Annotated in this window: 17 protein-coding genes; 9 read left to right on the plus strand and 8 right to left on the minus strand. The window is 69.2% G+C overall.

Translation table 11 applies throughout. The annotated features are described in order from the left end of the window. Window positions 1–56 precede the first annotated feature (56 nt). Window positions 57–1517 (plus strand): Y-family DNA polymerase, encoded by a 1461-nt coding sequence (locus tag ACNR9W_RS10840; protein ID WP_419267306.1) that lies wholly within the window; start codon window positions 57–59, stop codon window positions 1515–1517. Then, window positions 1514–4966: an error-prone DNA polymerase gene (locus ACNR9W_RS10845; protein ID WP_419267305.1), complete on the plus strand. Its 3453-nt coding sequence runs from the start codon at window positions 1514–1516 to the stop codon at window positions 4964–4966. The genes ACNR9W_RS10840 and ACNR9W_RS10845 overlap by 4 nt, the downstream gene beginning before the upstream one ends. A gap of 3 nt (window positions 4967–4969) precedes the next feature. Here the strand turns inward: ACNR9W_RS10845 and ACNR9W_RS10850 are convergent, their stop codons facing one another. Next, window positions 4970–5446, minus strand: coding sequence for a DUF421 domain-containing protein (locus ACNR9W_RS10850; protein WP_419267304.1), 477 nt, complete (start codon window positions 5444–5446; stop codon window positions 4970–4972). A 543-nt stretch (window positions 5447–5989) separates the two neighbouring features. Here ACNR9W_RS10850 and ACNR9W_RS10855 point away from each other — a divergent pair. The 3 genes from ACNR9W_RS10855 to ACNR9W_RS10865 all read left to right on the plus strand — a co-directional run bounded on the left by ACNR9W_RS10855 (window position 5990) and on the right by ACNR9W_RS10865 (window position 9793). Continuing rightward, entirely contained in the window at window positions 5990–8449 is a 2460-nt protein-coding gene (locus tag ACNR9W_RS10855; RefSeq protein WP_458478487.1) for a calcium-binding protein, read from the plus strand. Window positions 8450–8745: 296 nt separating this feature from the next. Next, entirely contained in the window at window positions 8746–9330 is a 585-nt protein-coding gene (locus tag ACNR9W_RS10860; protein ID WP_458478488.1) for a response regulator transcription factor, read from the plus strand. Window positions 9331–9394: 64 nt separating this feature from the next. Beyond that, window positions 9395–9793, plus strand: coding sequence for a flagellar export chaperone FliS (locus tag ACNR9W_RS10865; RefSeq protein ID WP_419267301.1), 399 nt, complete (start codon window positions 9395–9397; stop codon window positions 9791–9793). Between the two features lie 333 nt (window positions 9794–10126). Here the strand turns inward: ACNR9W_RS10865 and ACNR9W_RS10870 are convergent, their stop codons facing one another. From ACNR9W_RS10870 to ACNR9W_RS10890, 5 genes are read right to left on the minus strand one after another with little or no spacing between them, the layout of a single operon-like run. After that, window positions 10127–10537: a hypothetical protein gene (locus ACNR9W_RS10870; protein ID WP_419267300.1), complete on the minus strand. Its 411-nt coding sequence runs from the start codon at window positions 10535–10537 to the stop codon at window positions 10127–10129. 10 nt (window positions 10538–10547) lie between these two features. After that, window positions 10548–10847: a flagellar biosynthesis anti-sigma factor FlgM gene (gene flgM, locus ACNR9W_RS10875; protein WP_419267299.1), complete on the minus strand. Its 300-nt coding sequence runs from the start codon at window positions 10845–10847 to the stop codon at window positions 10548–10550. Then, a complete protein-coding gene (flgA, locus tag ACNR9W_RS10880; RefSeq protein ID WP_419267298.1) occupies window positions 10820–11605 on the minus strand; it encodes a flagellar basal body P-ring formation chaperone FlgA in 786 nt (261 codons plus the stop codon). The genes flgM and flgA overlap by 28 nt, the downstream gene beginning before the upstream one ends. Continuing rightward, the gene (locus tag ACNR9W_RS10885) at window positions 11602–12675 is read right to left on the minus strand and encodes a flagellar assembly protein T N-terminal domain-containing protein (RefSeq protein WP_419267296.1); all 1074 of its coding nucleotides are present in this window, start codon (window positions 12673–12675) and stop codon (window positions 11602–11604) included. Before ACNR9W_RS10885 ends, flgA begins: the two co-directional genes overlap by 4 nt. 29 nt (window positions 12676–12704) lie before the next feature. Next, window positions 12705–13169, minus strand: coding sequence for an LPP20 family lipoprotein (locus ACNR9W_RS10890; RefSeq protein WP_419267295.1), 465 nt, complete (start codon window positions 13167–13169; stop codon window positions 12705–12707). A 294-nt stretch (window positions 13170–13463) separates the two neighbouring features. Between ACNR9W_RS10890 and ACNR9W_RS10895 the strand changes: the two genes are divergently transcribed. From ACNR9W_RS10895 to ACNR9W_RS10905, 3 genes are read left to right on the plus strand one after another with little or no spacing between them, the layout of a single operon-like run. After that, entirely contained in the window at window positions 13464–15617 is a 2154-nt protein-coding gene (locus ACNR9W_RS10895) for a flagellar biosynthesis protein FlhA (RefSeq protein WP_419267294.1), read from the plus strand. 6 nt (window positions 15618–15623) lie between these two features. Further along, window positions 15624–16496, plus strand: a complete 873-nt coding sequence (locus ACNR9W_RS10900) for a flagellar biosynthesis protein FlhF (protein ID WP_419267292.1) — start codon at window positions 15624–15626, stop codon at window positions 16494–16496. Next, on the plus strand, window positions 16474–17181 hold the full coding sequence (locus ACNR9W_RS10905) for a sigma-70 family RNA polymerase sigma factor (protein WP_419267291.1): 708 nt from the start codon (window positions 16474–16476) through the stop codon (window positions 17179–17181). Before ACNR9W_RS10900 ends, ACNR9W_RS10905 begins: the two co-directional genes overlap by 23 nt. 71 nt (window positions 17182–17252) lie before the next feature. Here ACNR9W_RS10905 and ACNR9W_RS10910 read toward each other — a convergent pair whose 3' ends face one another. Then, entirely contained in the window at window positions 17253–18482 is a 1230-nt protein-coding gene (locus ACNR9W_RS10910) for a hypothetical protein (RefSeq protein WP_419267290.1), read from the minus strand. Between the two features lie 180 nt (window positions 18483–18662). On the opposite strand from ACNR9W_RS10910, the gene ACNR9W_RS10915 reads away from it, so the two are divergent. Beyond that, a complete protein-coding gene (locus tag ACNR9W_RS10915; RefSeq protein ID WP_419267289.1) occupies window positions 18663–19460 on the plus strand; it encodes a lytic transglycosylase domain-containing protein in 798 nt (265 codons plus the stop codon). Here the strand turns inward: ACNR9W_RS10915 and ACNR9W_RS10920 are convergent. Continuing rightward, entirely contained in the window at window positions 19444–20688 is a 1245-nt protein-coding gene (locus tag ACNR9W_RS10920) for a flagellin N-terminal helical domain-containing protein (protein WP_419267288.1), read from the minus strand. The genes ACNR9W_RS10915 and ACNR9W_RS10920 overlap by 17 nt on opposite strands. Window positions 20689–20692: the final 4 nt, after the last annotated feature.

Here is a 20692-nt window from a genome sequence, read left to right on the forward strand (position 1 = left end):
GGATAAGAACGTAACGTGAACATCAGGATGGCAGAACGGTTGGAATGGCGCGGCGCTTGCTTTGCATCTGGTTTCCCAGGCTGGCCAGCCAGGCCAGCCTGCGGCAAAGCCCGGCCCAGGAGCCCTTTGCGCTGACCTTGCGCCGGGGCAATTCCGATCACCTGCACTGCCTCGACCCGCTGGCCGAGGCGCAGGGCCTGTCGCGGGGCATGCCGCTGGCCGATGCGCGCGCGATCTGCCCCGACCTGACCACCCGCCCCGCCGACCTGATGGCCGAGATGGGGGCCCTGTCCGGCCTGCGCCGGTGGGCGATGCGCTATTCACCGCTGGTGGCGCGGGACGGCAGCGCGGGGCTGGCGGCCGATATCACCGGGGTGGCGCATCTGTTCGGCGGCGAAGAGGCGCTGTGCCAGGATCTGCAGGACCGCCTGCTGCGCGCCCGGCTGGACGGGATCAGCGCCATTGCCGACACGCGCGGCGCGGCCCATGCGATGGCGCGTCACGGCGGCGGCATCCTGCCCCCCGGGCAGGTCTCGACCCGACTGACGGCCCTGCCGGTCGCGGCCCTCAGGGTCGACCACAACACGGCCGAGGCGTTGGCCCGCGCCGGCCTTTGCCGCATTGGCGACCTGATCGCCCAGCCCCGCGCGCCCCTGGCGCGGCGCTTTGGCCAGGGGCTGCTGATGCGTCTGGACCAGCTTCTGGGTCATCAGCCCGAACCGCTGGACGCCGAAACCGAAACCCCGTTCTTTGGCACCCGCATCACCCTGCCCGAACCGATCGGCCTGCAGTCGGATGTCGCGGCCGCGCTGGAGCGGCTGCTGGAACGCCTGTGCGCGCGGTTGGCTGCCCATCATCGCGGCGCCCGCCGCCTGCGGCTGGAACTGCGCCGCGTCGATCGCGCCACCGCCATGGCCGAGATCGGCCTGGCCCGCCCCATGCGCGACCCGGCCCGCATCGCCCCCCTGTTCGCCCCGGCGCTGTCGCAGATCGACGCGGGCTTCGGCATCGACGCGCTGCGCCTGACCGCGCCCCTGACCGAGGCGCAGGCCCCTGCCCAGATCGCCCTGACCGCGCAGGAACGGCACCAGGATGCGCTGGCCGACCTTCTGTCGCGGCTTGGCAACCGCCTGGGTTTTGACGCGATCCTGCGCCCGCTGCCGACCGACAGCCTGGTGCCGGAACGCGGCTTTCTGCTGGCGCCCGCGGCCTTCAGTCGGCCGGGCGACTGGCCCGCCCCCTCGCTGCGCCCGCTGCTGCTGGGCGGACCCGAACCGCTGCAGGCCCAGGCCCGCAGCGGCACCCCGCCCGGCAGCTTCGGCTGGTCGGGCCGCGTGCTGACCACCCTGCGCGCCTCGGGACCCGAGCGGATCGCGCCGGAATGGTGGCTGGACGATCCGGACTGGCGCAGCGGCATGCGTGACTATTGGCAGGTCGAGACGCGGCAGGGCCCGCGCCTGTGGCTGTTCCACACCCCGCAGGCGCCCGCCTGGCACATCGCGGGGGAATATGCATGAGCGCGCCTGACCGCCCTTTCCATCTGGGCCGCAACTCTCCGGGGCAAGACCTGCAGGCTCCGCCCGCCGCACCGCCTCCCGCATTGGCCGAACGCTATGCCGAACTCTGCGTCACCACCAATTTCACCTTCCTGACCGGCGCCTCGCATCCCGAAGAGATGGTCACCCGCGCCGCCGAACTGGGGCTGGAGGCCATCGCCATCACCGACCGAAACTCGGTCGCGGGGGTGGTGCGGGCCTTTTCGGCGCTGAAGGAACTGACCCGCCTGCGGGCCGAGGCCCTGGCCGACCGGCAGGCTGCGCAGGATGGTCCCCTGATCCGCTCGCAGCAGGTGACGGACCATTCCAGCCGGCTGACGCGCGGCACGCCCACCGCCGCCCCGGCCCCGCAGGACGCCCCCCTGCCCCGCCTGATCGCCGGCAGCCGGCTGGTCCTGACCGACAGCCCGGTCGAATGGCTGGCCCTGCCCACCGACCTTGGGGCCTGGTCGCGGCTGACGCGGCTTCTGTCCCTGGGCAAGACGCGGGCCCCCAAGGGCGAATGCCACCTGACCTTGGAGGACCTGGAGGCTTGGGCCGAGGGGATGATCCTGATCGCCCTGCCCCCCGACCCGCTGCCCGATCCCGCCGGACCCGCCCCTGACATGGCGCGTGCGCGCGACCACCTGCTGCGGCTGTCGCGGCTCTGTCCCGGCCGGGCCTTCTTAGGCGCGGCGCCGCGCTATGACGGGCGTGACCAGGGGCGGCTGGACCGGCTGGCGCAGATCTCCCAGGTGACGGGGCTGCCGCTGGTGGCGGTGGGCGACGTGCTGATGCACCGCGCCTTTCGCCGTCCCGTGGCCGATGTGCTGACCTGCCTGCGCCTTGGGCTGCGCATCGACGACATCGGCCGCCACCGCCTGCCCAATGCCGAACGCCGCCTGAAGCCCGCACGCGACATGGCCCGGATGTTCCACCGCTATCCCGCCGCCCTCAGGCGCAGCGTCGAGATCGCCGGCCGCTGCGCCTTTCGGCTGGACGACCTGCGCTATCGCTATCCGTCCGAGGACAGTCCCACCGAAACCGCGCAGGAGCGGCTGGAGCGGTTGACCCGCGAGGGGCTGGCCCGCCGCTATCCGCGCGGCGCGCCGCAAAAGGTGCAAGGCGGCATCGACAAGGAACTGCGGATGATCGGCGATCTGGGCTATGCGCCCTATTTCCTGACCGTCCATGACATCGTGGCCTTTGCCCGCAGCCAGGGGATCCTCTGCCAGGGGCGCGGCTCGGCGGCGAATTCCGTCGTCTGCTACCTTCTGGGCATCACCGAGGTGCCGCCCGAATCCATCACCCTGATCTTTGAGCGCTTCATCAGCAAGGAACGCGGAGAGCCGCCCGACATCGACGTCGATTTCGAACATGAACGGCGCGAGGAGGTGATCCAGTGGATCTATGACCGCTATGGCCGCCACCGCGCCGGGCTGACCGCGACGGTGATCCATTTCCGCACCCGCGCCGCCATCCGCGAGGTGGGCAAGGTCATGGGCCTGTCGCAGGACGTGATCGCGCGCCTGACCGGGCAGATCTGGGGTTTTTCCTCGACCGCGCCGGACGAGGACCGGATGCGCGAGGCGGGTCTGGATCCGCGCGACCAGCGGCTGCACATGACCGCCTGGCTGATCGGCCAGATCATCGGCTTTCCGCGCCACCTGTCCCAGCATGTCGGCGGCTTCGTCATCACCGATGGCCGCCTGGACGAGCTGTGCCCGATCGAGAATGCCGCGATGGAGGACCGCACCGTCATCGAATGGGACAAGGACGACATCGACGCGCTTGGCCTGCTCAAGGTCGACATCCTGGCGCTTGGCATGCTGACCGCGATCCGCAAGGGGTTCGCGATGCTGGCCGACCATCGCGGCCAGCGCCTGACCCTGGCCAATGTCCCGCCCGAGGACCCGGTCGTCTATGACATGCTGTGCCGCGCCGATGCGGTGGGGGTGTTCCAGGTCGAAAGCCGGGCGCAGCTGAACTTTCTGCCCCGGATGCGGCCGCGCAAGTTCTATGACCTCGTCTGCGAGGTGGCCATCGTCCGCCCCGGCCCGATCCAGGGCGGGATGGTCCATCCCTTCATCAACCGCCGCCAGGGGCGCGAACCCATCCAGGACCTGGGGCCGGCGCTGATGGAGGTATTGGACCGCACCTATGGCGTGCCGCTGTTCCAGGAACAGGCCATGCAGATCGCGGTCGTGGCTGCGGGCTTTACCCCGGCCGAGGCCGACCGGCTGCGGCGATCGCTGTCCACCTTCAAGCGCATGGGCACCATCGGCACCTTTCGGGAACGCTTCGTGTCGGGAATGCTGGCGCGCGGCTATGACGCGGATTTCGCCGAACGCTGCTTTGCCCAGATCGAGGGGTTCGGCAGCTACGGTTTTCCGGAAAGCCACGCGGCCAGCTTTGCGCGGCTGGTCTATGTTTCGGCCTGGCTGAAATGCCACCATCCGGCGATCTTCACCTGCGCGCTGCTGAACAGCCAGCCGATGGGCTTTTACGCCCCCGCGCAGCTGGTCCGCGACGCCCGCGACCACGGGGTCGAGATCCGCGCCGTCTCGGTCAACCATTCCGAATGGGACTGCACGCTGGAACCACGCAGCGACGGCCAGCTGGCGATCCGCCTTGGCCTGCGCCAGATCAAGGGCCTGCGGGCCGAGGACGCCACCTGGATCGTGGCGGCGCGCGGGAACGGCTATCCCGACGTCGAAAGCCTGTGGCGCCGCGCGGGCGTGCCCCCGGCCACGCTGGAACGGCTGGCCGAAGGCGATGCCTTTGCCGCGCTTGGCCTGACGCGGCGCGACGCGCTCTGGGCCGCGCGCGCGCTGCTCCAGCCGAAACCCCTGCCCCTTTTTGGTCCCGAGGGCGAGGGGATCGTGGAGCCGCCGGTCATCCTGCCCCGCATGACCCTCAGCCAGGAGGTGGTCGAGGATTACCTGTCGCTGCGCCTGTCGCTGCGGGCGCATCCGGTGGAACTGCTGCGGCCCGACCTGCCCGAAAGCCTACCCAACGACCGCCTTCCCGGCGTTCTGGGCCGTCGCACGATCACCGGCCTGGTCATCACCCGGCAACGGCCCGGCACGGCCTCGGGGGTGATCTTCCTGACGCTGGAGGATGAAACCGGCGTGGCCAATGTGGTGGTCTGGAAGGCGATCTACGAAACCTTCCGCAAGGCCGTCGTGACCGGCCGCCTGCTGCGCGTCACGGGCCGCATCCAGCGCGATGGCCAGGTGATCCACCTGATCGCGGAAAGCATCGAGGACCTGTCACCCCTGCTGACGACCCTTGGTCGCCCGCGGATGATCGACGCCAATGACGGCCGCGCCGACGAGACGCGCCGCCCCGCCGGCGGCAGCATCCGGGGCGGCGCACGCCATCCGCGCGACCAGGCCGGGCGGCTGTTTCCAAGCCGCGACTTTCACTGAAGCTCAGCGCCCGATCACCGTCATCGAGCCGTCGGTCTCAAGCACGACCGAGGCGACGTCCTCCAGATCCTGCCGGCCGCTTTCGCGCAGAGCCGCGCCCACCTCTTCGCGCGTCACCCGCTGCCGGCGCATCGCCCCGTCCAGATACTGCCCGTCATGGACCAGCAGCGACGGCTCTCCCTTGATCAGGTCGCGAAAGCGGGCAGACCGCACCGACAGCCAGGTAATGGCGTATTGCAGGTAGACCAGCAGCGCCAGGCCCAACAATCCCTCAGCCAGCGGCACCGTCGCACTCAGCAGAACCGTCGCCAGGGTCGAGCCCAAGGCCACCGTAACGATCAGGTCAAAGGCGTTCATCTTGCTCAGCGTCCGCTTGCCCGAGGCGCGCAGCATGAAGATCAGGGCCGCATAGGCCGCCACCCCGACCACCAGAACACGGAACAATCCCGCCCAGCTGTCGAACAGCATCGGTTCTGTCATGCGCCCCCCTTTCGCCCGGCGGGGGCCGGACGGGTCATGGCGGGGATGGCCCGGGGTCGCCCGGGCATGGCTGCTGAATGCTGCATGGCGTGTCCTTTGCGTGGTTGACCCCGAGTGAACCGGCCAATCCGCTGTCTGTTCCGGGAAAAATCCCCGCAGCCGCGACCTGCAGCCCCGGATGGCCCAGATGCTGTCGGCACGATGCCCCGCGAGTCGGCCGCCGTTCCCGGGGCTGCTTGCAGATAAGAACTTAAAATCCTCTGCTTTGGCTTACGCCCATAACCGGAATGTAAGGATCACATTAACCCTCCCGGATTATGTCCATCCTTACGGATGCCTATAATGGGAATGTGGACGTGGTTAAACTAGGCGGACGCCCGCTGGAATTTCAGCCCCATTCTGACAACTTGCAGATGAATATCGGCAGTAACCGTTGGGCTAAAACAAGCAGCATCCTGCGCAGGCGCTTTAGGGAAAGTCGCCTTTCACGCCCACAAGCCAAGGCATGAAACGATGGGCGTGATAACTTCTGAACATTTTGGCATGAATATCGTCTTGACGAATGATTCTGCCAAGCCGGACAGCCCCTTCAGCGCCCAGGCCTCCGAGGTCAGGTTCTCGAACTTCCGCTATCCGGGCGGAGGCGTGACCGAGGAACAAACATGGGAAAACGGTGGTTTGGCGCGCATCTTCGGCGCCCCGATGGAGCCGGGCAGCGAGAATTACGCGATGACCCTGCGGGAGGCCCTGCATGTCGCGGCGGATAATGGCGCGTCGCTGTCGATCGTCATTCCCACATTCCAGTTTTACGATCCTGCGCTGAAAACATTCGATAGCGCCGGGTTCAACAGATATCTCTCCCAAACCGAAAAGGCCATAATCGAGAATCCCGGCGTCAAGATATCCGCCTTTGAAATCGGCAACGAATACTGGGCCGAAATCAGCGCTTCCGATTATGGACGTATTGCGAATTTCCAGATCCCCCGACTTTCCGCCCTGGGCGACCGCATTCAAGGCCACTTGGGAAATGATTGGGACAAGCCGGATATCGGAATTCAGGCCGGTGCGGCCTGGCGGCCAAGCGGCGCACGCGAAAGCCAGGAGATTGCCGAACAGATCTCGATGGAGAACCGGGGTCACGTCGACATCATCTATCAGCACGCCTATCCCGATCCCTACAAGGCCTTCGACCTGCAGATGGAGGGCGCGCTGAAACCGGTCGAGGCGATGCAGCAGATGCCGGGCTTTCGCCCGCACCTGGACGTCTCGCTGTCGGAATTCAACATCGGCATCCATGCGGGGGACCAGCCCCTCTACGGCGTCAACCAGGCGACGATCTGGATCGAGGAACTGTCGCGCCATGTCGGGGCGGGGGTGGACCGGATCGACCACTGGGGCGGCGCCTACAAGTGGCTGACCACCAAGATGTACGATGCCAAGTTTCCCCCGGCCGAAAGCGACGGGGGCAGCATCGCCGCCAAGGCGACGCCCCTTGGGCAGATCTACGACATCGCCTCGGCAGGACTGGTCGGCATGCGGGTCATCGACGACCGGGCCGCCCTCCAGGGGCTGGGGATCAAGGGCCAGTTTTCCGTGACGGGGTTTCAGTCCGACACGCAGCGCATGGTCTTCATGGGCAACCTGAGCGACAAGGACGGCGCCATCCGCCTGGACGACATCGCACCGGGCAAGCATGTCACGATCCGTCACCTGGTCGCAGCGGATTCCCCGCATACCCCCTGGTACGACGAATCCACGATGCAGCTGCGCTCGGCGGACGAGATCGTCGATGCGCGGGGCGACATGAAGGTGATCAGCGGCGCCGACCTGCGCGGCACCTTTGTGGTCAAGTCCAACGAACTCGCCGTCATCACCATCAGCGACCGGGGCCGCGACCTGGTCATCGAGGGCGCCCATAACGTCACCGACGACCGCACGGGCATGGTGGACGACCACATCAAGGGCGGCCGCGGCAACGACCTGCTGATGGGCCATGTCGGCAACGACACGCTGATGGGCATGGCGGGCTACAACGTGCTGATCGCGGGCGCGGGCGACGACCTGATGGTCGGGGGCGGCAGCGCGGACATCTTCATCTCGGACCGCGGCAGTGACACGATCGACGGCGGCCCCGGCATGAACCTGATGCTGATCGGCGGGCACGCCCCGGGCGATCCGGTGCTGGTCGATGCGGGGCGCGGCTCCAGCTTTATCCTGACGAATGGCGAGCGTGACGTCGTGATCACCGACCTGAAGGCCGGCGATCAGCTGGGCTTCGGCGGCGCCTTCAGGGACGCGGCCGAACTGGAAGCCGCCACGCGGGAGGAAGACGGCGACCTGATCATCGACATCCATGGCCGGGGGTCGGTCTCGATCATCGAAGGGGCGGCGTTGAAGGACCGAATTTCTCAGATGACCTTCGATTTCCGTCCCGATCACGAAGCCGCCGATATTGCCGATGATTTCCTGTCGCCGCTGAATAAGGATCAGCTTGTCGCCTCTTATGATTTCTTCCGCGATATTGCAGGCGGTGAAAATGGCAATCCGCAATGGAGATCCTTTGCGGATTATATCGCGGACCTTTCGGCGGAAAATCCGGAACCGGATGATAATATCGCCGATCCCGATACCGACGAACCTGACCGGGACGAACCTGACGACCGGGAAAACCCGCAGGATGATCAGCAGGAGCAGGACGACGACAGTGACCCGGCCAGTTCCTCCTGCTTCGTGGCGACCGCGGCCTTCGGGGACCGGCTGCATCCCGATGTCGTTGCGTTGCGCGCGTTTCGGGACCTGCACCTGCGGCGTTACCGCGCAGGGCGCTGGTTCATCTGGTTTTACTGGCAGGTCGGCCCCCGGATGGCGCGGCATGTCGCGCCCGATCACTGGAGCGGCCGGACCTGTCGTCGCGGCCTCACCCGCCTGGTCGGGGGCCTGCAGCGCCTGAACCTCTGCGGCCGCCAGATTTCGCGTCGCGCGCCGACTGTGGCGAATGATTAAAATTCTAAGACAATAGCCGCAGCTTCCACGCCGCTTTTAAACCTATCTTAGATCTCCGTAAGTATATCCCTTGATCCCAAATGGTCGGCGCCGGAGGTAATCGGAGGATCGCCGTGCTCAAAAGCCTTGGCTTGATTGACTGAGAGACGGAAAAACCGAAATGCTGCATTCATGACGGACTTGCAGCGCCTCGAGGCAGCCGGAAGCTCCATAACACAGAACGGATGGTTCCAATGAACGTGCAGCATACTGCCCCCCAGCCACAGATCAGTGTTCTTCTGGCAGATGACCACCGGATGATCCTGGAAATGTTCTCGATGTTCCTGTCGGAACTGGGGGGCATGACCGTCACCACCGCCGAAAGCTTTGACGAGGCCGCCGACCTGATCCAGCAGGAGGGACCCTTTGACGTGGTCCTGCTGGACCTGAACATGCCGGGCATGAACGGCGTGGCCGGCCTGCGGCGCGCCATCCGCCTGAACGACACCAAGCCCGTGGCGATCATCACAGGCACGCCCACCCCGCGCATGCAGGAGGAGATCATGAAGACCGGCGCCGCCGGTATCGTGCTGAAGACTACCCCCGCCCGCAGCCTGGCCAATGCGATCCGCTTCATCCATTGCGGCGAGCGCTATCTGCCGATGGAGCTGATGCGTCTTCAGGCCGAGCCGAGCCGCGTCGTCAAGAACGGCCAGTTGAGCGACAAGGAGATGGAGGTCCTGGTCTTCCTGGCCGAGGGCAAGCCCAACAAGGAGATCGCCAAGGAACTGCAGCTGGCCGAGCCGACGGTCAAGATGCATGTCACCTCGATCTATCGCAAGTTCAACGTGCAGAACCGGACGCAGGCCGTGGTCATCGCGCGCGATATGGGGCTGGTCTAGATAACATTCCGGCCCGGGCGGCCGTTAACTCAGGCAGGTCCAACAGACATATCCCGAGGCACCGATGACGCTTGATCTAGCCCGCCAATCCTACAGCCGCGCCGCGCAGGCAGGAGTGGTTGCGCCCGAGGATCCCCACGCCATCATCGGCCTGACCCTGACTGAGCTGCAATCCTCGATGGAGGCGCTGCGGGTCGCGGCCCAGAATGGCGCCGCGATGCCTTCGGGGCCGATGACGCGGGCGCTGGCAGCGCTGTACCTGCTGCAGAACAGCCTGGATTTCGAACGCGGCGGGGAAATCGCCCCGGCCCTGTTCCGCGTCTATGAATACTGCCGCGTGCAGGTCGTGGGGGCCTTCACGCGCGAGGCGGAGGACCCGCAGGGCCTAGAGAAGGCGATCTCGTTCATCGCCTCCCTCCGCTCTGCCTGGAGCGAGATCAAGGAGCGCACCGCCGCCGAATGACCATGGGACAGGTTCCGGAGGCTGCCGCAGGGGCAGCCTTGGCCTCGGCGCCGACAGGCCCGTGACGGGCGGTCGGCGCCCTTTTTGTTACTCAGCGCTGCACTCCGCTTCCTGACACGATCGCCAATGCCAGTCCCATGGCGGTCCCCAAAACCAAACCGCTGCCCGCTGCCGGAGGGGCTGCGAAGGCCCCCAATCGCGCACCCCTGGCACCTCGCCAGCGGCACGGCAAAAAAAGGACCATCGACATGCCAATGCCGGTCCGGAGATGACCGGACCGGCATGATGATCTGCAGATGGCAGCCCCCGCGCCGCCGGCGACGGCGCCTGAGGTCAGTGGGCGCGCAGCAGCCGGATGGTGCGGATCGCGTCGCCGGACAGGCCCAGGCTGTCGCTGATCTCCTGGGTCGGTGCCCCTTCGCGGCACATCTCGATCGCCTGCTCGATCATGCGCTCGGAGGTCAGCCACTCGACATCCCCGCGCAGCGCGGCCAGGTCGGATCGCAGCACGCTCTGCTCGTCCTGGCGCCGTTGTTCCTGGGCCGCCAGCAGGGTCTCGATCGCGCCGACGATCTCGGCGGTGTTGAAGGGCGGGATGACCGCGGGGTTAAGGGGCGCTGCCACCGCGGCCGCCGCCCGCGGCCGGTTTCGCCGCCCAAGGGCGGCGCCCATGGTCACCATGGCCAGGCACAGCGCCAGGGCCATCAGGATGATCAGTGCCGGCATGGAAATCGAGAACGACATGGCGTTTCCTTCAACGCGAGAAATCTAGGCCATCGCGGAACAGCACGTCCGCGATACGCTCCGGGTCGATCGGATAGGCGCCCTCCGAGATGGCCGTGACCAGCCGATCCACCAGCGCCCGATCCACCGGCGGCCCCTGCGTCAGCGCCTCGGGCAGTGCGCCCGCGCTGGCGGAAAGGCTGAGGCTGTCGCGCGGGCCGGCGCCGGGGCCGGAAGGCTTCGATCCCGACGCCTGTTGCGAGGCACGTTGCGTCTCCACGTCCAGCGAGGAGCGCAGGCGGGTTACATTCGATGTGATTGGGTTGACCATTGCAGCCTCCGTATGGCCTGCCTAACGGCGCTTCTGCGGCGCATGTTAGGGCGGACCCTCACGATCCCCCGGGCGACGATCAGCGCCTCGACCTCGCGGCCGTCGCGCCCGCCCTGCCGGACCCGGATCAGGTCGCCGATGACGCCGCCGACCAGGGCCGTGCCCGCCGCCGAGATCTCGATCCCTGCGCCCTGCAGGTTGATCGACACCTCCTGCCCCGGCTCGATGTCCAGCGCAGGCTCCAGGTGCCGCTCCAGCAGGGGCTGGCCCGCGCGCAGCGGCACGCGCAGGCGGCGGCCCTCGGCATGGGCGGGATCGCTCAGCGACTGCCCCCCGTCGCCCGCGGCCGGGATGTCCGCCTGGCGCAGGTCGCCCGGCTTGATCCGTGCCCCCCGCTTCAGCGGCCGGACGGAGAGCAGCGCGGGGATCGTCGCGGCCGGTGCCCGGGCGCGGGCATCGCCTGCATCCGCAGAGGCACCGGCGACCTCGGCTCCGGTGCGGAACATCCGCTGCCAGGCCAAGGGCGCATCGCAGGCCAGCGACACCGTGCGCCAACTGCCCGCGACCGGCGCCACCCTGGGCGGATGCGCGCATTCGGGAAGGGCGCGCAGCGGCGCCGGCATGTCGGGCGCCGGCTGGCCCGCCGCGCCCATGGCGCGGGCTATCAGCGCAACGGCCTCCTCGCCCGTCAGGGCGGATGCCGCAACCGGCGCCACCAGAACCGCCACCGGGACAAGCAGGGTCAGGGCCGCCCTCATGGCAGGCCCGGCGTGGTGGTGATGAATCTCACCGGACGCCCGGCAAAGGCCGACAGCGGCCGCGCCGGGTCCAGGGGCGCCAGGCTGACCGTGCGATCGCCCACCGCCGTCACCTCCAGCATCTCGGTCGAGGCGTCTCGGTCGACGGTATAGGCGATGCTGGTCCGCAGCACGCCCTGGGCGCGCCCGACCGGTGCCGACAGGCGACCCCCGGCCAGCAGCAGCTGCGCCGCGACCGGCTGGCAGCCGGCCCGGTCCAGCAGCGCCGACAGCGCGGGCGTGGCCCCTGCCCCCAGGCGGCTGGCCAACCGGTGGCGGTCGGCCTCGACCAGCGGCGCGGCGCGGCCCAGGACCGAGGCACCGGGCAGCCTGACCACCTCATCATGGGTGGCGGCCAGCGCATCGGCCGCGCCTTCCAGCCGCATCTCCAGCGACAGGCGCAGGTGCCGATTGTCGGGAACGATGCGCAGGTCCAGGTGCAGCGCGTGCCCCCCCGGCGGCACGCGGACGCTGCCGCGAGTCAAGGTGCGATAATCGGTGGCCTCGTGCCGGGAGGGGGGCAGACGGTCGGCCAGGGTCAGCTGCGCCACGGCCGGATGGCCCACCGCCCGCCGCAGCAGTTCCGCCGCGACGTGCTGGCCAAAGGCCTCGGTCCAGCCGGGACTTTCCTGCGACACATGCACCCGCACCGGATAAGCCATCACCACCAGCCGCCGCCGCTCGGGGCAGGCCCCGGTTTCAGGCGGGCCGACCTGGGCCTGGACGCCCATGCGCAGCAGCTGCCCGTCGAACGTCTCCGAGGTGACGCGATAGGCCAGGACCCGGCCGGTCGGCCGCACCACCAGCAGGTCCGAGGTCATGCGCGTGTTAGACAGGACCGAATGGCCCCGCAGATCGGCGCCGCCCGCCAGCGCGGCCGACAGCAGCGCATCGGCCAGCGCCCGCCGCCGGGCCGCCGGGCGATCCGCCGGACCCGAGACATGGGCGGCGCCCACGACCTCGATCCAGCCCCCGCGGGCCGCCAGAACACCACCGGGCGCCAGCCCCAGGGCCGCCAGCGATCCGATCATCAGATGTCGTCGCGACAGGCCCATCGCGATCACCGCGCCGCGCGCAGGACTTGCGCCAGCGTCGCCTCGTCCAGCTCCAGCAGGACGGCATAGCCGTCATCGCCCCGCGGCTCGATCGACACCGTGCGCGCCGCGCGCAGGCTGCCCTGGACATGCGCCGCCACCGTGTCGTTGCGCAGGACCGCATCGCGCAGATAGCTGTCCGAGCTGATCCGGATGCCATGCACCTGTTCGGTCAGGTCGCGCAGCGCATCCAGCCGCGCCGCCCGCATGGCCAGCAGCCGGCGTTCGTTCACCGTCTGACCCGGCTGCCCCGCCACCTGGGCAAAGCCCCGACCCGACAGCTTGGGCATGACCGGCGCGGCCATCGGGGCGGGCGCAGGCGTCCCCTCCATGGCCGCCGCGATCGGGATGGGCGCGTCATTTCCTGCCAAGGGGGCGTCGGTGCCGGGTGCGGTGCCTGCCGCGCAGCCCGAAAGCAGGGCCGCCGCCACAAGGAGGATCCCGGCCGACCGCAAGGACCGAACACGGGTGGCGGGGGCGGAGAAGGGCGCGGATTGGGTTGCGGGCATGGCGGTCGGGCTCCGATGCTGGGGCTGTGTTGCCGGCCCAGGCTGCAAGGCCCGTGCCAGACCGACAGGCCTATCCCAGCCAGCGCCGCCCCGGACCTCCGGCGCGCGCCCGGGACACAGGCGCGTCTGGCACGGGCCTTGCAGTCATCGCCTCGACATCACGCACGACAAGCCGAGGCCCCCCATGACTTTCCCCTTCATTCCCTTGGCCTTGGCATGAGCGTGCTGGCACGTTCGGGACGCTTCGTGGGCGAGGCGGGTACATTCGCGATGCCGCTTGGCATCCTGGTCATCATGGCCATGATGATCCTGCCGCTGCCCGCCTCGCTTCTGGACATCTTCTTCGTGGGCAACATCCTGCTGTCGCTGCTGGTGCTGATGGTGGCGGTGCATTCCGAACGGCCGCTGGATTTTTCCAGCTTTCCCTCGCTCCTGCTGATCGCCACGACCCTGCGGCTGGCGCTGAACGTCGCCTCGACCCGGATCGTGCTGTCGGAAGGCCACCTGGGCACGGACTCGGCCGGCCAGGTGATCCAGGCCTTTGCCGAATTCGTGGTCGGCGGGAACTTCGTCGTGGGCCTGCTGGTCTTCGCGATCCTGGTCATCATCAACATGGTGGTGATCGCCAAGGGCGCGGGCCGCGTCTCCGAGGTTTCGGCCCGCTTCACGCTGGACGCCATGCCGGGCAAGCAGATGGCCATCGACGCCGATCTGAACGCCGGCATCCTGACCCCCGAAGACGCCAAGGTCCGCCGCGGCGAGGTCGCCGCCGAGGCCGATTTCTACGGCGCGATGGACGGCGCCTCGAAATTCGTCAAGGGCGATGCCGTCGCGGGCCTGGTGATCCTGGCCATCAACGTCTTTGGCGGCATCGTCGTCGGCACGGCGCAGCACGGGCTGAGCCTTGGCGAGGCCGCCGACACCTATGTGCGCCTGTCGGTGGGCGACGGCCTGGTGGCGCAGGTGCCCGGCCTGCTGCTGTCGCTGGCGGCGGCGATCATCGTCACGCGCTCGTCCTCCTCCTCGGACATGGGCGGGCTGATCGGTCGGCAGGTGAACGTCTCGCGCGCCTGGACCCCGGCCGCGGCGGTGCTGCTGATCCTGGGCCTGGTGCCGGGCATGCCGAACCTGATCTTCCTGCTGGCGGCAGCAGGGGCCGCCGCCGCCGCGGTCGCCGCCGGCAGGTCCGAGGCGCGCCAGATCGCCGCCGCAGCACCCCCCGCACCCGGCATCCCGCTGACGGCCCTGAACAGCGCGGATCGGACCGAGGAGCGGTCCGTGCCCGCCGCCACGCCGATCACCCCCGAGGAGGTCACCGACCTCGCCCCCCTGACCCTGCAGATCGGCTATGGCCTGATCCCCCTGGCCAGCGGCAACGACGGCGGCACCCTGGTCAGCCGCATCACCGCGATCCGGCGCGAACTGTCGCGCGCCCTGGGCATCGTCGTGCCGGGCGTCCGCATCCGCGATGATCTGTCCCTGCCGCCGAACGCCTACCGCCTGCGCATCGGCCAGACCATCGTGGCCGAGGACGTGGCCCATGCTGATCGCAAGCTGGCGATCCCCGGCCACAACTCGACCCGCAAGCTGGCGGGGATCGAGGTGCGCGACCCCTCCTTCGGCTTGGACGCGGTCTGGATCCAGGCCCACCAGCAGCCCGAGGCCGAGGCCGACGACTATACCGTCGTCGACCCCGAGGCGGTGATCGCCACCCACCTGGGCCAGGTGCTGCAACGCCATGCGGGCGACCTTCTGGGCCCCGACGATGTCCAGGCGCTGCTGGATGCGCTGGCGCAGGCGGCGCCGACGCTGGTGCAGACGGTGGTGCCCAAGCTGGTGCCACTGCACGTGCTGACGGCGGTGATGCGCCAACTGCTGCAGGACCGTGTTCCGGTCTCGGACCTGCGCCGCATCCTGGAGGGGCTGGCGCAGCTGAGTGCCACGCCTGCCACAATCGCCGCCCAGGCCGAGGCGCTGCGCCCCGCGCTGATCCCGCTGCTGCTGCAGCAGATCGCGCCGGTGGGGGCGACGCTTGGATTTGTCACCCTGGCGCCCGATCTGGAACAGATCCTGATCCGCGCTCGCCGCCCGGCCGAGGACGGGCTGACCCTGGACCCCAATTTCGCGGCGACCCTGCTGCGCGACCTGGCCTCGGCCGAGGAAGAGATGCAGGCGCGGTCGCAGCACCTGCTGATCGCCGTCTCGCCGCCGTTGCGCCGCTCGCTGGCGGCCTTCATGCGCCCGCACCTGGGCGACGCGCTGGTCCTGGCGCTGACCGACCTGCCCGAGACCCGCCGCATCGAGGTGATCCGCAGCATCGGCCTGCCGCAGATGCCGCTTCCCGGCCCCGCGCCGCAATCCGCAGGGTGATCCGTCATGACACGACTGACCATACGCGCCGCAGATTCCGCCCAGGCCATGGAGGAATTGATGCGCTGCCTCGGCCCCGAGGCGCTGATCCTGTCCACCCGCCAGCATCGCGGCCAGGTCGAGATCGAGGCCGTGTCGGGTGACACCGCGCTGGCCGATCTTGCGCCGCCCGCCCCGGAAAAGCCGGATCCCGCGCCGCAATTCGCGGCCCGGCTGCTGCGCGAGCTGACGCGCCGGCGCAGGCCCGACGCGGTGCTGCCCCCGAACCTTCCGGGGCGGGTCGTGCTGGTCGGCCCGCCGGGCGCGGGCCGCAGCATGCTGGCCGCGCGCCTGGCGGCCGAGGCACTGCGCGTGCCCGGCGCCCGGCGGCCGACGCTGATCGCCCCCCGGCCCGATCTTCTATGCCCACCGGGCGCCCTGGCGGGTTGGGCGCGGCTTCTGGGGCTGGTGCCGCATCGGCCGGTCTGGGCCAATGGGATCGCGGGTCCCTTGCCCGCCCCCGCCATCGACCAGACGCAGATCCTGGACCTGTCGGACCTGCCCCCCCAGGACCCCGACGCGCTGGCCCCCTTGGCCGCGCATCCCGATGCCGCGATCTGGCTGGTTCTGCCCACGGGTCTGCATCCCGACTATCAGGACCGGCTGTGCAGGAACTGGGCGGACAAGGCGGCGCTGATCGCGCTGACCCGCGCCGATCTGTGCCCGCCCACCGCCGATGACCTGGGCCTGAACCTGCGCTTCGGCCTTCCGGTGGCGCTGATCGCGCAGGGGACGGGTCTTCTGGACACGCTGTCCCTGCCCCCGGGCCAAGATGCCGCCGACGCCCCCGTTGCGGGCCAACCAGAGGAGCAGGCCGATGCTTCCGCGCAGCTATCCTGAACAGTCCCCCACTCCCGAAAAGCTGGTAGCCAGCCACATGAACCTGGCCCGCCGGATCGCCTGGCATGTCCACGGCCGGGTCGGTGCCCGGATCGAGATCGACGACCTGCTGCAGGTCGCCTACCTGGGCCTGATGGATGCCGCGCAACGCTATGTCGCGCAGCCGGGCACGCCTTTCGCGGCCTATGCGGGCATCCGCATCCGGGGCGCGCTGATGGATCACCTGCGCGAACAGGCCCATTACGCGCGCGCGACCCTGCAGATGCTGTCGCGCATCCGCACGACCGAGCATCAGCTGGAACAGACGCTGATGCGCCATCCCGACGAGGCCGAGCTGGCGCAGGCGCTTGGCATCACGCCGGGCGAGCTGAACAAGTGGCGCCGAGAGATCGATGCCGGGCAGACACGGTCGCTGGACGAGCTCTATTCGGACCACTCGATGGTCTTTCGCGACAAGGCCCTGACGGCCGAGGATATGCTGTCGCAGCAGAACCTCAAGACCCAATTGCGCGACGCCATCACGGCGCTGCCCGAACGCGAGGCGCTGGTCCTGCAGCTTTACTATGTCGAGGAACTGAACGTCTACGAGATCGCCGAGGTGCTGAAGGTGACCACCGGGCGCGTCTCGCAGATCAAGAAGGCCGCGATCGAACGCCTGCGCCGTAGCATCGCCGAAGCCGACTGAGGCGGCGGGAAATGCAGATCCGGGCGCCGGCAACCGTCGGGCCCGGATCATGGGGGGCACGGACAGTGGCCCTATTCGGCCGCCGTCGCCATATAGGGCATGACCTGCACGGTCTGGGACATGCGGTGGACCCAGTCGCGGGCCGGGCCGGCCAGGTCGCTGGCAAGGCCCGGGCAAAGCCTGCTCAGCGCCGCCAGCGCGCGCGGCCGGCCGACGACATCGGCGGGAATGTCGCAGGTGATCCAGTCGCCGCGGTCCATCCGCGCCTGCGTCACGCCTTCGGAATGGGCCAGCCAGAACACGATGCCATGCAGCTCGTAGGCCTCGGCCAGATCCTCGGAGGGCAGATCGCGGCGCCGCAGCAGGTGCATGCCCGCAAAGGCCGCCACCACGTCGCTGCTCAGCTCGATGATCTCGGCGGCCACCGCGGACCAGCCGTCGGGGCCGGCCTTGGACAGGCGCCTCCAGTCGGGACCATGGCCGGCCTCCTGGAACCAGAAGGCGGCGCAGTCGGCATCCTCGGCCACCAGGAAATCCCGCTCGATCAGCCGCAGGCGGGCAAAGGGCTCCAAGTCGTCGCGCGTCTCGCTCCGGGGGGCGGGGCGGACCATCTCGGGGGCCTCCATCGCCTCGCCCATTTTCAGCACGTCGCCATAGCCGATCGCGTCCAGCAGATCCTGCGCCACCACGCTCAGCCGGATCTCGCGCGACTGGAAGAACTCGACCGGGACATCGGCCAAGCCAACGATGCGCATGGCCGTGCATTCGACCTGACTGGGCTTCTTGCCGGCCAGCGTGCGCACAAAGCCCATCAGCCCCTGCGAGACGATGCTGCGATCCAGGTCGTGCAGCTCCTCCAACAGGCGCAGCATCGGATCGGCGATGACCGCCGGACCAAGGCGCAGGGCACCAATCTGGCGTTCCATCACGCGGGTCAGGGCCTCCAGCGCGCGCAGGCGCGCCTGCGCCTGCCAGGCGGCGGGCACCCCGCACAGGATCAGCAGGCCGACCGTGCCCTGCGGGCCATTCTTCAGGCGCAACCCCACGTCCAGAAGATCGGTGGCCATGCCCGCGCGCTGCGGCATGACGTGAAAGCCCGATTGGTCTAGGTCTCCTGCGGCCAGCGCGGGCTCGATCTCGGTGCGGATCTCGGCGGCGTCCAGCTTCTGGCGCAGCGCCTCCAGCTCGGGCACCAGCTGCAGGCGCGTCCCCTGGGCTCCGACCAGCGCGGCGGCGGCAAGGATCGTGTCGCGCAGGTTTTCGGCAACAAGAACGGGCAGGCTGGATGCTCCGGCTATCATGGTATCCTCCGGGAAATGGGGCTGGGATGGGGCAAGGCAGGGCTTGTCCGCATGATCGCATCGCAGGGCGGATCAGGCCAACGTGCGAACGGAAGCCGCCCTCCCCGTCCGGTCCTGCAATAACCCAAAGGCTAGGCGCAACGGGGCGCGGGCACGGCGCTTGCATCTTCCCCTCCTGCCATGAAGCGCCCGTTCCTTTCCCCCGCCGCAGTCATCGCCACCCTCGTGCTGGTCACGACGGGGGGCGTCCATGCCAGCACCCTGCCCGACTGCGAGGCCCTGGCCGCGCAGGCCGGCGCCGAGATGGGCCTGCCCGAAGGGCTGCTGCCCGCCGTGGCGCGGGTCGAATCCGGCAGAAGCCACCAGGGGCGCGCCCTGGCCTGGCCCTGGACGCTGAACCAGGGCGGGCGCGGGTCCTATCACCCGACCAGGGAGGAGGCTCTGCAGCGCCTGTCGCAGATCCTGGCCAGCGGGGCGCGCAACGTCGATATCGGTTGCATGCAGATCAACTGGCGCTGGCACCGGGACGGCTTTGCCGACACGGGGTCGATGATGGACCCGGTGCTGAACACCCGTTACGCGGCGCGCTTCCTTCGCGACCTCTACCAGCGCTACGGCAACTGGACCACGGCGGTCGCGGCCTATCACGCGGGTGATCCGTCCGGGGGGGACGCCTATGTCGGTCGGGTGGCGGGGGTCATGGGCCGCGCGATTCCCCAGGAAACCGGGCCGGTGGTGGCAAGCCTGCAGGGCGAATGGGTGACGGACCCGCAACCGCTGTCGCAGCCGCTGTCGGCCCTGCCCGTCCCGCCCGCACCCGAGCCGCCGGCCACCTTCGTGGCCCAGGGCCTGTTGATCCGGTCAGGCACGCCGCTGATCGCCGTCGGCGGCGGAGGCGGCGACCTGCGCCAGGCCCGCAGCCCGGGCTTTGGCCTGCCGCCGCTGTCTAGGGGCGGCCGGGTTACCGCAAGTAATTGAACAGCGACTGGGACGAGATCTTGACATAGGTCTGCTGGGCGGCCTGCTCGCTCAGCAGCAGGGACTGAAGCCGGGTCAGCGTGGCCGCCACGTCCAGGTCGCCCAGACCCGAGACCGCCTGGTCCACCACCAGCCGCTGCTGGGTCAGCGCGTCCTTTTGCCGGTCCACGGCCGCGCCCAGGCTGCCGACGGCGGCGCGCGAATTTGCCATCCGGTCCACCATCCGGTCGGTCGCCGCGATCACCCCCTCCGTGGTCAGCCGCGACGGCCGCAGCCGCACCACCGGTCCCGCCAGGGCCCCGCTGTCGTCGACATTGCCCAGGCCCAGGACGGGATAATCCGGCGGTCCCCCCGCCAGCTGCGACAGGCTGAAGGGCGCGATGGCCGACAACCGGATCGAGCTGCCATCCGCATCCAGCGCGGCCGAGACACCGGTGCGGGCGGTCTGCGCATTGATCGCGTCGACCGGCGCACCCGGCGCCTCCAGCCGCAGGTCGAGCGTGACGCGCGCCGAGCCGCGCGGCCCGGTCAGCGTCACCTCGACCGCCGTGTCGGCCCGGCCGCGCACGAGGTCCAGCTGGCCTTGCCCCTTGGAGGTCACAGCCCCCCGCGCCGACAGCATCGGCTCGGTCAGGCCCATGATCAGGTCATCGACCAGCTTGAAGAGGCTCTGGTCCCCTTCGCCAAAGACCTGCGCCCCGGAAATGCCCGTGGGCAGGACCAGCCCGTCGCCAAGCGCGGCAATGCTGCTGGCGGCATCGCCGCGATAGACGACGCCCGCCGCGGTCTGTTCAAAGGCCGGGCCCGGCGCCGTGCCCGCAAACAGCGGACGACCGGCGGCGTCGACGCTGTTGGCCGTGGCCAGCAGGGTGGCGCGCAGGGTCACGGCCTCGGTCCGCAGCGCGCCATAGGCTTCGGGCGACAGGGCGTCGTTGGCGGCGCGCAGGGCGAGCTGCTTGAGGCTGCGGACATCGTCGGACAGGCCCGCCAGCGCCTGGTCGGTCAGCGACAGCCGGTCGGCACTGTCGCGGGCCACGGCCGATCGCGTGTCCAGCCGCGCGCGCACATCGCGCAGCGCCGACAGTTCCACCGCGCGCGCCGGATCGGCCGAAGGACGCGGATCGTTGACCCCCGACGAGATGCGCGACTGCATCGCCCCGATCTCGGCGGTCAGCTTGCCAAAGCCGCGAATGGCAAGGCGGGCGAAAAGGGCGTCTCCGATGGTCATGCTG

Source organism: Paracoccus sp. T5, assembly GCF_048538155.2.
Classification (GTDB): domain Bacteria; phylum Pseudomonadota; class Alphaproteobacteria; order Rhodobacterales; family Rhodobacteraceae; genus Paracoccus.